Annotated in this window: 8 protein-coding genes; all 8 read right to left on the bottom strand. The window is 43.0% G+C overall.

The genetic code is table 11. The annotated features are described in order from the left end of the window. Window positions 1-1,244: 1,244 nt before the first annotated feature. The 8 genes from ACXAH1_RS23675 to ACXAH1_RS23640 all read right to left on the bottom strand — a co-directional run bounded on the left by ACXAH1_RS23675 (window position 1,245) and on the right by ACXAH1_RS23640 (window position 10,808). Window positions 1,245-3,455, bottom strand: a complete 2,211-nt coding sequence (locus ACXAH1_RS23675; protein WP_475200102.1) for a peptidase domain-containing ABC transporter — start codon at window positions 3,453-3,455, stop codon at window positions 1,245-1,247. Next, window positions 3,455-4,699 (bottom strand): HlyD family secretion protein, encoded by a 1,245-nt coding sequence (locus ACXAH1_RS23670; RefSeq protein ID WP_475200101.1) that lies wholly within the window; start codon window positions 4,697-4,699, stop codon window positions 3,455-3,457. Before ACXAH1_RS23670 ends, ACXAH1_RS23675 begins: the two co-directional genes overlap by 1 nt. 2 nt (window positions 4,700-4,701) lie before the next feature. After that, on the bottom strand, window positions 4,702-5,043 hold the full coding sequence (locus tag ACXAH1_RS23665; protein ID WP_475200099.1) for a hypothetical protein: 342 nt from the start codon (window positions 5,041-5,043) through the stop codon (window positions 4,702-4,704). A gap of 1,054 nt (window positions 5,044-6,097) precedes the next feature. After that, on the bottom strand, window positions 6,098-6,673 hold the full coding sequence (locus ACXAH1_RS23660; protein WP_475200098.1) for a hypothetical protein: 576 nt from the start codon (window positions 6,671-6,673) through the stop codon (window positions 6,098-6,100). Between the two features lie 31 nt (window positions 6,674-6,704). Next, on the bottom strand, window positions 6,705-6,854 hold the full coding sequence (locus ACXAH1_RS23655; protein WP_475200096.1) for a hypothetical protein: 150 nt from the start codon (window positions 6,852-6,854) through the stop codon (window positions 6,705-6,707). A 106-nt stretch (window positions 6,855-6,960) separates the two neighbouring features. Further along, on the bottom strand, window positions 6,961-7,110 hold the full coding sequence (locus tag ACXAH1_RS23650) for a hypothetical protein (protein ID WP_253111095.1): 150 nt from the start codon (window positions 7,108-7,110) through the stop codon (window positions 6,961-6,963). Between the two features lie 450 nt (window positions 7,111-7,560). Beyond that, window positions 7,561-9,717, bottom strand: a complete 2,157-nt coding sequence (locus tag ACXAH1_RS23645) for a winged helix-turn-helix domain-containing protein (RefSeq protein WP_475200094.1) — start codon at window positions 9,715-9,717, stop codon at window positions 7,561-7,563. Between the two features lie 674 nt (window positions 9,718-10,391). Then, window positions 10,392-10,808, bottom strand: coding sequence for a F0F1 ATP synthase subunit epsilon (locus tag ACXAH1_RS23640; RefSeq protein ID WP_046004727.1), 417 nt, complete (start codon window positions 10,806-10,808; stop codon window positions 10,392-10,394). Between the last annotated feature and the right edge of the window lie 6 nt (window positions 10,809-10,814).

The following is a 10,814-nucleotide window of genomic DNA, read 5'->3' as shown; positions in this document are numbered from 1 at the left end:
GCCACTTGACTCATTTCTTTCATAACTGTCTCCAAAAAAACTGTGACTTAGAATTTGATGCTGAAGCCAACACCGATCGTTTTGTTATCAGCGTTATACTCGATGTAGTAGTCAACACCACCTGCAACCTGGCTTACTGCCACTTGATTCATTTCTTTCATAACTGTCTCCAAAAAACTGTGACTTAGAATTTGATGCTGAAGCCAACACCGATCGTTTTGTTATCAGCGTTATACTCGATGTAGTAGTCAACACCACCAGATATTTCTTTCACACTTGTTTTATTTAGTTCTTTCATTTCTGTTTTCTCTATTTAAAATTAATTAGATGTGCAATCTTGGTGCTCGATAACATCACAGCTCATATCGATAAAAGGTTCGCCTGCACCAGAAACCAAACTTGGATTATTAATTACTTTCATTTTATTTCCTTTTAGTTATTATTTAAGGCTTTCAAGTTCACGTAGTTCTTCAGCACAGTGTTCACACAGACTTCCACCAGAAACAGCTGTTAATTCTTTTATTTCTTTCATTTTTTATTCCTTATTAGTTGAAAAAAAGCTCAGGATCACACGGGTCATCATATTCACGGCCCGCACCATTTACACTTTCCACTTCATATTTATTTAATTCGTTCATCTTAATTTCCTCAATTAGTTGGTATATTGATCAATATCAGGACACATAGGTACTTCTTCTTCACCACCAGCGATCAGAACCAGGTCTTTAGCATTTAGATTTTTCATAATTTTTCCTATTTTTATGTAACGGCTTCAGCCGTTAATATCAGATTGCTATCTGCTTTCTTAAAGGCTTAACAACGAAAACGATAAAGCCAGAGAACAGAAAGAGGTTTGCAACATCCCAAAGCAATTTTAACTTCACAGTAAAATATTCTATGGTTGTATTTAACAAACTCTATTTTTAAATTTTCATGGAGAACTCAAAGAATTTAAAAATCCAAATTAAAAATAGAACTTCCAAATTAAAGAGAGTATTAATCTCGCAAACCTTATTACACTTTTTGATTTAAGCTTATCTCCGCCAAGATTTAAGCTTGATTTATAAGTTAACACCAAAAAACAAAATGTCAACAGGTTATATTAAAAATAAAATTCAATTAAATAAAAATAAAAAAACAATTAAAAAGTTAGTTGAGTGCACACCACAACCAAGAACAAAAGCCATTAAAATTAATAAGGGCGCACTCAAATATAAACCACATACTTATTATAGTGAATTATACTAAGCCATATTAAACTCACTCGTCGCACCTGTTTCAGTATATGGCGTGCTATCTATACACAAGGATACATCTGCAGACTTAGGCCGCCTCAGACTAATATCCGGCTTATCTACCGCAACGGCCTGCCCATATCTCAACTCAATGACACGATCTGCACTGGCAATGGTTTCAGGCCTGTGCGCTATGATTATTCGGGTAATATCCAGATTCTTAACCGCTTCATTGACTGAGAACTCAAGCTTGGTATCCAAATTACTGGTTGCTTCATCCATAAACAGAATCTTGGGTTTTCGATACAACGCCCTGGCCAACAGCAGCCGCTGGATCTGCCCTCCGGACAAGGCTGCTCCCATATCTCCCACCAGAGTGTTATACCCCATGGTCATCGACATAATATCCTTATCAATGGCAGCAACCTGAGCCGCCCACTCGACTTTTCGCATATCCAGGTCAGGGTCAAAAAACGAGATGTTATCGGCGATGGAGCCTGACAATAACTGATCATCCTGCATCACAGCCGCGATCTGGGAGCGATATTTTGATAACCCTATCTGCTTGATGTCGATCCCATCAACGAGTACCTTGCCCGCTTCGGGTTCAAATAAGCCCAGCATGATTTTGGCAAGCGTCGTTTTGCCACAGCCGGACGGGCCGACTATCGCGATGGATTCACCAGCCTCAATGGTCAGGTCCAGGTTTTTAAACACCGGTGCTTCTTTGCTGTTGTAGCGATAAGTGACATCCTGAAGTGTAAGCGCTCCGGTCAATTCACCACTGCTGGCTTTACCCTGCATATGATCTTCTTTGTCGGTCAGTGAAATATCAGCAAGCCGGTTAAAGTGCAGACTTAACATCTTAAACTCGATAAGCTTTTCGATAAGAGACGCCATTTTCTCTACAAACTGACGCTTATATGCCATGAAAGCGAATAACATCCCGACAGTCAGATCGCCTTCCATAACCAGCATTGCAGCAAAGTAGACCACCAGCACATTTTCAAATCCAAAGATCACCTTGTTGATTGCCTCATAACCGATGTTCAAGTGACCTACCCGGATCCCGGCATTCAAACTGTCTGCGTATTTGTTATGCCAGACACTCTGCCTTTGCACTTCGCGGCCAAACAACTTGATAGTTTGGATACCACGTACCGTTTCCATGAAGTTAGACTGCTCTTTGGCCTGATTTACGATGACTTCTTCCGACATGCGTCGTAACGGTCTGTACATGGCAATGCGTATGACGGCATACACTGCGGTAGCAACAAGTACCACGGCACTCAATTTGGGGCTGTACACAAAAATCATGATCAAGGTTGCAATGGCCATAACCCCATCGATTAAGGCTTCGATCACGCCTTTGGTCAGCAGTTCTTTTACCTGTTGTAATGAGCCAAAGCGTGACACCACATCACCAATATGACGTTTTTCAAAATACTGCAGTGGCAAGCGGATAAGGTGATGAAACAAGTTTGCACCAAGCTGAATACTCATGAGGTTACCGAAGTGCAGCAATAACACGCTCCGTACCGCGCCAGTCACCATTTCTATGAGCATCAATAAGCCGAATCCCACGGCTAAAATAGCCAATAAGTTTTGGTCAAAGCTCAGAATGACTTCATCAACAACCAGTTGCATATAGTATGGACTGGCGATGGCGAAAGCCTGCAAGAGTAAGGACAAAACAAACACTTTACCCAATGTGGATTTAAGGCCTGTCACTTTGCTCCAAAAATCGGACAACTTAAGGTTTACCCGGGTATCTTCAGACTTAAACTCTTCCGTTGGACTCAGCTCCAGTGCCACACCAGTGAAGTGTTTCGAAAACTCATCCATGGTATATTTACGATGGCCTAAACCTGGGTCGTGTATTTCAACACTGTGTTTAGTCACTTTTTTAAGTACAACAAAGTGATTCATATCCCAGTGTAAAATACAGGGGGTTTTTAATTGCGGCAGATGTTCTAAATCTAACCGCAGTGCCCGAGAACTGAGCTTGAGCTTGTCTGCAATTTGCATTAGCTCTTCTAAGTTCGCCCCTTTCAATGAGATTTCATGGGTCTGACGCAATGTCGTCAGATCTGTTTTGTATCCGTGATAAGCAGCAACCATTGCCAGGCTGGCAAGCCCGCATTCCGCCGCCTCGGTTTGCAAAATAACAGGCAGCCTTTTGGCAGCGCTAAACCGGAGTAAGTGCATTGGATTTTCCATCAGATTGCTCCTTTAATGCTGTAAAGAGGTTCAAATAACCATTCAAACAAGGTGCGTTTATCAACCATAATATCGGCTTCCAGTAACATCCCAGCCTGCAGAGGAACAGACGCACCATAGGCGTGGGCATGCTGTGCTTTGAGTGAGACAACCACCTGATAAGCCGGCTCTCGGAGTGTCACAGGCAAACTTGTCTCATTAGGGAGTAAAATTGATTTTGAGACGCTCGAAATCGTGCCCTCATAGATGCCAAACCGGGCATAGGGGAAGGCCTGATAACGGATCCGCGTATTTTGCCCTTCCTGTACAAAACCAAATGCGCGGGATGGGACTAACAACACAGCTTCCAGCGCCGCATTTTCAGGCAGTACCGTCATTAAAGGACTGGTACTGTGCGCAATCATGCCTGGTTTAACCATCAGACTGCTGACCCGACCACTTCTATGACTACGAACATCGTAACTTTGCTGTGCACTGGCCTGAGTGATCTGCTGATTAATATCAGCAAGTTGAGTTCTCAGCTGTGCTTCTGTTTTCTGTAAAGTCAGCGGCAATTGTTGACGCTCCAGACGCAGCTGGCTAAGGGACTCTTGCTGGCTCAATACTCGCCCTTCCAGATCTTCCGCTTGCTGTTGCAAAACCAACATGGCATCGCGGACACTTTCAACATCAGATTGAGAGACAAAGTCTTTTTCAATCAATGCCAGCGTATCCCGATAGCGTTTTTCGCTGAGCTCGACACGCTGAGTAAGCAATTCATGTTGCTTTTTAGTCTGTGTAAGCTGAAATGCCGTGTTATTGATCTGAGAGTCCAGCTTCTCCTGACTGACTTTCGCCAGCTGCGTCTGATTCTCTATATTTTTCTTTACCAAATCCTTTTGTTTAATGAGCTCCGCTAAAATCGCTTCATTCATATCGCTGCCAGAGGTCAGGATCCGCTCCATTCTTACCCGCACAAGCACTTGGCCTTTTTCGACCTTTTGTCCTTCTTCGACATAAACTTCATCAATGACACCCTGACCCAGGGGATACACCTTACTCAGACCATCTGTTGGCCTCAGATAGCCTGAAACGATCTCTTTCCTGTGATACTCACCAACCACCAGGTAAGTGATACCAATCAATACCGTCGCCAGAATTACCAGTAGGATCCAGTTAAATGACATGTGCGTCGCAATGGATACCTCGCCATCTAATTTCTGCCCCTGGTGTTCAATGGCTTCTTTTCTGAATAACCCCGACATAATTACTCTGCCTCACCTGGAAACGTTGACGTCGAGAAAATTCGCCACTGACCGGCTTCTTTCGCCAATGAATGTATATTTTCAGAACGCTTATCAAGTGCCTGTCCCTCTTTTTCTCCCTCAATGGTCATCACGTCCCGTACTATTAGCAAATCGTCACGCTTGGCCAATAGCTCTACATTACGCAGTGTCATTTTAAAGCTCAGTTGCTTACGCATACTTTCAAACTGGGACTTAGCACCGGCCATCACACCCGCACCGGTATGATAGAATGGCTCCAGGTCGTCGAGATTGCCCGAACAAATGATTTCGTAATAACGCTCAAAGAACTCTTTTAATGTCATCGGGTATCGCTCCATTTCATTCAATTCTGATGTCAGTACCGCCAAACTCTTAAGGTGGCGCTGCTTGTGTTGAACTCATAGTGCGATACAGAAAGGTAGAATTCAAATTCACTGAAAAACGAATTTATCCCAATATTACAACAACTTAAACATAATCATTACTGCTATATAAGTGACTACTTCGAGTAACATTGTATTTTTAGCACGTCATTGAAAGGTCGATTTACAAACCCTTTTGCTCTTCACCCACCACACAGCCCAGCCTTGCACTTTATACCTACTTTGCACTTGCCTCGTGTCGCTTCATACACCAGAAAACCAGTGCATGCTCCCAGTCACCATCGCTTACAGCATGCGAAGGGCCGGGCATTAAACAGTAATATTAATCGGCCATCTGTGATCGAGTGCAGCCCCCGCCAGTGCCAATTTACACAGAGCATTAGACGCACTGAGAATGACGAAATATGAAATTCGATGATAAGTGGATAAGATATAAAAGAGTCTGTGCCGGAGCATCCAGCTGAGTGAGAGGGCTGTGCTATGCACGATAGGAGAGCAGGTATCATAGAAACATTGCCCACTGTATACTCTTATACCATGGCCGCTGATGTAAAAGCATCACACAATGTTATACGCCATGAGAATAGCGGAATATGAAATTCGGTGATAAACGAATACGGTACCAGAGTGTACAGCAGAATAAGACAGCTGTGCTTATGCGCTAAAGGCGAGCAGATCAGCCTAACTTGGCAAGCGGCGACTGAGAGACTGACCACACACAGAAAAAAGTGTAGCTCCGTACATGTAAACGTATTGATGGGAATTGTTCAGGCCTATCTGAAGGTGTGTTAACTACGAACCTCATGCAAGAGCAACGCCCGCTAACACAAAAAGCGCGGTTGTGTGAGTCGCAAAGAGAAAAGAGGAGCAGTGTCGGAGAACATGAGCCGATAATTGAAATCAGCTATTGTTTTTTTAAATTTTGCGCTGTAGTATGAAATTTCCTTATTACATCTGCATTTCTCGCATATGTATGCCCGACGCACCGCCATGCTTAGGGCAATTCCCTTACCTCTTTATTCGAACTCACCTGTTCCAGACACTCAGCTTTGTCCGCAAATAAGGTCGTTGGCTTTGCACTTTTGAACGATTCACTTACCTTAGTAACATATTCATTCAGGTGTAGCGTGATAAACATTTTTTCGCGGCTCTCGTAACTTACTTTCACTTTAAATGCATTGCCAACATGGCAAAACCAGAGCTCTCTTGGTGTATCGGCTTGCTCATGAGCTGGTTCAAATATGCCAAGCAAAGTTGGAGTAAGCAGCTTGGCAAGCAACTCCCCTTTTGAAACAGACGAATCGGCATTCAGCTCAGTCACCACCCCCTGAGAGCCAGCAAGTATAAGCTTGACTCTATCCTTTATAGCCTCTTTGTAACTCAGTAAAGGTTCTCCCTCAGAGACAACCTGATCAAGCGTAACGAGGTGGTTTAACGCAGCACCACTTGACGTAGCAAAGTGATATTGGTAACTGGGTGCCCCTACGGTTAGATTACCTGCAAAGCTAAGTGGCGATGCCTCAGTCGATACGAGCGCTAGCCCACCTATTAAACATACTAAAAATTTCATCCATGCCCTTTTAACATTCTTAAGTTGACGATTAGTCGTCAAGTGATGGGAAAGTTGTGTTAGTTCGCGGACCAGGCGCTTTGTAGTGACCTGCACCACCAATCTTTCGTGTCTGTTGAGCATTTAGTGTATTTTTATCTTGAAGATTCTTAAGTTCTTTTTTATTCACTTTAAATTTCATCTTTGTTTCCTCACACTTTTTTATTATCAGTCGATACGAGCGCTAGCCCACTTGTTAAGCATACTAAAAATTTCATCCATGTCCTTTTTACATTCTCAAGTGACAATTAGTCATTGTTTGAAAAGTGACTAGTGTTGGTTCTCGGATTAGGCGCCATGTAGTCACCTGCACCACCAATCATTCGTGTCTGCTGTGCATTTAATGATTTTTCACTCTGTAGGTTTTTTAGCTCTTTTTTGTTCACTTTAAATTTCATCTTTGTTTCCTCACATTTTTTTATTATCAAAGGATGTCATTCAGTTGTCAGCACGTCTTGCAGCCGGACATATATAGATAGCCACACACTTTTGCCGTGTTGATGTAAAAACAGTACCGCATGGAACAGAATATGGGAAGTTATCAAAGCTTATATGGCGAATATAATCTTTTTAATTAAACCACTGATTGCAAAGGTTTTATAAACAAGAATCGCAAGTGATAATGTCTTCATCAGCTAAAATTTAAGTGTCCGCCTTAGCAACAACTTTACAAGTTTGTCATATCGCCCTGGTTGTAAGGTTCGGCAACATAAAAAAGCGTTTTGCAAAGATAAAAACAGGAGTGATATAAGAAACGTAAGATGGATGGGAAGTGTTATAGGAGAAAGTTGTGCGAATCAACTGCCTGTCAGTGGTATAACAATCGATATACCACTGACAGACAAAAGCTACAGAGATGGAGCTTGCCGTGATGCTTCCAACTGGATCAAGTGATTGTTTGCTCCTTCCAGCGTCGTCATAATGAGTGAATCGCGCTCCGTTGAATACCGCAAAGAGTAAACCGTTTTATCACCTAAATCGCTCAGCAGATGCCAACCACTTTCTTTCATTTGATAGACTTGCTTACCATTAGAGTAATAAACACCTCCCCTGTCATTTGTTACCAGCCGGGAGTTGGCACTGTGTGGTAGCGATATTTCGTCGCTTATAACGCCTGTAGACAGGTCAAAATAATGCAACGTATTCTTGCGCGACTGGTAAATTAACTGACTGTCGTTGAACTGAGCAAACCAAACTGCATCCTTTATCGGTAATCTTTTTGACTGCTTGCTCTGCTTTGAGTAAATATAAAACTGGTTATTTTTTTGATTTTCATCGATAACAATATATCCAATATCTCCGTCAGGCAGAATATCCGCAGCTAAGACCGTATTCTCTACCTCAACGACATGCTGTGTATTAAACTGGTTGTCAAATACAATTAACTGCTCGCCAAATCCTAGTAATGTTTGTTCCGTCCGGGCATCATAGTTAAGCAATGGAAAACTATCTTGCGGGTTGCCTATGGTATAAATGGTGTTGAGTTGATCAGGTTCAATGCCTTGCTTCAGGATCCACTTTTCGTGCTCAAGAGCCAGGTAATGGGCCAGCCCATTTTTCACAAAACCCGAAAACTTAATCTCGTCATTGATGAATAACGGCGACAATGTGGACTGTGACAAGCTGAGCTCATAAATATTATGCTTGTAGGGATAGTTAATCGCGATCACTTTGTCCTTAGACAATGGGTATCCGTTAGCGTAATTTCCTTTATTGGTAAGCTGAGTCTTGCTTTTAAGCATGTTCGCTTCTAACGAAAATTCAAACAGCCTGTTGGTTGCATTACAGAACCACATTAATGTGTCTGACTCTGCCTCATACATGACTTCCCAGATAGGGGTTTTTGACTCGTACAGTTTTATTTGCTTACTGCCTTCCATATCAGTCATGTAGAGTTCATAGGTGTCGTACTGTCGGCGAGAAAAAAAGACGCTGTCTAGCGACGATTCATACAACAAAAACATATCGCCAAAGGAGTTTAAATTGGGAGAGGTGAGCTGAAACTCCTCCCCCGTTTCATAGTCATAGTTCATCAGAACAGATAACTGATCTCGTCCGCGATAATTAGCTTTAGAGTATACAAATGAGCTACCTCCCACACCAGCACCGTGCTGAATGGGACTATTACAGTTGAATAAAAAACGACTATTGCCCGCCAAGTCTCTGTCAGTCTGCCAAACCTCGCACTTTTCACCTTCCTCAAGGCGATAAAAAAGCTTGCTCGAATCAGCCGTCCAGCCCAATGGGGAAAAATTGATATTCACTTCACTGATCTTTTTCTCAAGACCGGTTTTAAGCTCCTTGATGATCAAGCTTTGATTACTAGTGCCTTCAGGTACAAAAGAAAACGCGACATACTCATTACTTGGGGAGACTTTAGTGCCCATGTAGCGACCAGGCATCCAGGACAACAACTGTTCTTTATAGGTCACATCCTCGACCAAAGCAGAGGGCACTGGTGATGCTTCTGGTGCATTCTCTGCTGAGGACATCATCAGGCCCAGTACACCACCACCCACAGCTAATACAACCGCCACAAGGGCTGGACGCAATTTAAAGACGTTAACCGGTTTCTTCTTTGCTACTGGCTCAGGCTTTTGTTCTGGTGATTTAGTGTTAGGCCGCGTGACAGGCGTAATACTGGCCTGAGGAATTAGGTCTTGATAAACAATTTCAGGTTCAAGGAAAAAGCTGTACCCTTTACGATAGTGTGTTTTAACAACCAGTCCTTTTTGCTTGTCTGATTTGAGCACTTTACGCAGCTCAGACATTGCCCGGTTGATGGCGTTATTATCAACGTAATTTTGGCACCACACATCATTGACCAGATCGTCCCTGGTGATGATCTGATCATTGTTCAAAATTAAGTAGCAGAGGATTTTAAATAACAGAGGTTCAAGTTCTCTGGTTACTTCACCGTCTGTGATGGTTTGCCGTTTTGGATCTAGTGTCCAGGATCCAAATTTTACCGCTTTCACAGTCCTTGAAAAGTTAACTTCATTCATATCGTAACTGCTTATTATCAGGCCCTTATACTATTGGAATAAACTAAATTGTAGAGTTTATGAGTAGGGCTGGCTTCTTATTAAAGCTGCTGAGTAGATAGGCGGTTTTTTCATAGATGATAAGACCTAATCACCGCCTCGGATACTTAGCTACACCAAGTCGTCTTTGGCAATATTAAAGCAAAAAATTAAAGAGTTAAACACTCTGTTTCATTAAGGTTAGTAAACGAATGTACAGATTATTATTTCCCGACTTCCATGACTCCAGTCAGCACTTTTTCATGGGCCATCCCGCGAACCGGATTGCTTTAGTGCATATACATAGATAACTCAATGAATTAGTTCGATTATTCATAGGCTTGTTATAACAAAATGGCCTAAAATCAGCGCCAAACCTCGCCAAATATATCAACTTACGATTGAAAATCAGGCCCGCTGTCATGGCAACCTTTGTCTGACTGAGTCGATGTTACCATATCTTAGATTGTTCCGTTCTATACCACCTCAAGCGCTACCACATACACAACCACGCTAAGCCTTGGGTGCCTCCTTAGTGATAACAGACAATCGCTGTACCAAACACTCTTCATTTTCAAACCACCTACATGCAGGGAAATTCAGGCATAAAAAAACCCACGCAATGCGTGGGTTTTTTAAACCAGATAGGTGGCTGCTTATTTGCGCAGCTGGCGTAGAAGACGCAGCTGAGCAAGGGCTTCTTCAAGCTGCATGGCTGCTTGCTGGTAATCCAGCTCGCCTGCGGTGCCTGAAGCCAGTTGCGCCTGCGCTTCACGTTTAGCTTCTTCAGCAGCTTGCTCGTCAAGCTCTTCCGCACGGATCGCAACGTCAGCAAGGACAGTTACGGTCTGTGGTTGAACTTCCAGCGTACCACCTGCAACATAGATAAACTCTTCAGTTTTGTCTTCTGTTACTAAACGTACCATACCAGGTTTTAGGCCAGTCAGCAGTGGCGCGTGACCCGGGTGAATACCCAGCTCACCTTCACTACCTGTCACTTGGATCGCAGTCACGTCACCAGAGTACAAACTCTTTTCAGCGCTCACTACGTCAAGGCGTACTGTCATTGCCATAACAAC

The sequence above is a fragment of the Pseudoalteromonas sp. AWH4_217 genome, assembly GCF_056161105.1.
Note: the sequence above shows the minus strand (reverse complement) of the source record. Positions and strands in the feature narration are given on the sequence as shown.

Excerpts from the sequence above, each read along its gene's own strand:
- ACXAH1_RS23675 (WP_475200102.1), bottom strand. The coding sequence starts at position 3,455 with ATGGAAAATCCAATGCACTTACTCCGGTTTAGCGCTGCCAAAAGGCTG.
- ACXAH1_RS23665 (WP_475200099.1), bottom strand. The coding sequence starts at position 5,043 with ATGACATTAAAAGAGTTCTTTGAGCGTTATTACGAAATCATTTGTTCG.
- ACXAH1_RS23660 (WP_475200098.1), bottom strand. The coding sequence starts at position 6,673 with ATGAAATTTTTAGTATGTTTAATAGGTGGGCTAGCGCTCGTATCGACT.
- ACXAH1_RS23645 (WP_475200094.1), bottom strand. The coding sequence starts at position 9,717 with ATGAATGAAGTTAACTTTTCAAGGACTGTGAAAGCGGTAAAATTTGGA.
- ACXAH1_RS23650 (WP_253111095.1), bottom strand. The coding sequence starts at position 7,110 with ATGAAATTTAAAGTGAACAAAAAAGAGCTAAAAAACCTACAGAGTGAA.
- ACXAH1_RS23655 (WP_475200096.1), bottom strand. The coding sequence starts at position 6,854 with ATGAAATTTAAAGTGAATAAAAAAGAACTTAAGAATCTTCAAGATAAA.
- ACXAH1_RS23670 (WP_475200101.1), bottom strand. The coding sequence starts at position 4,699 with ATGTCGGGGTTATTCAGAAAAGAAGCCATTGAACACCAGGGGCAGAAA.
- ACXAH1_RS23640 (WP_046004727.1), bottom strand. The coding sequence starts at position 10,808 with ATGGCAATGACAGTACGCCTTGACGTAGTGAGCGCTGAAAAGAGTTTG.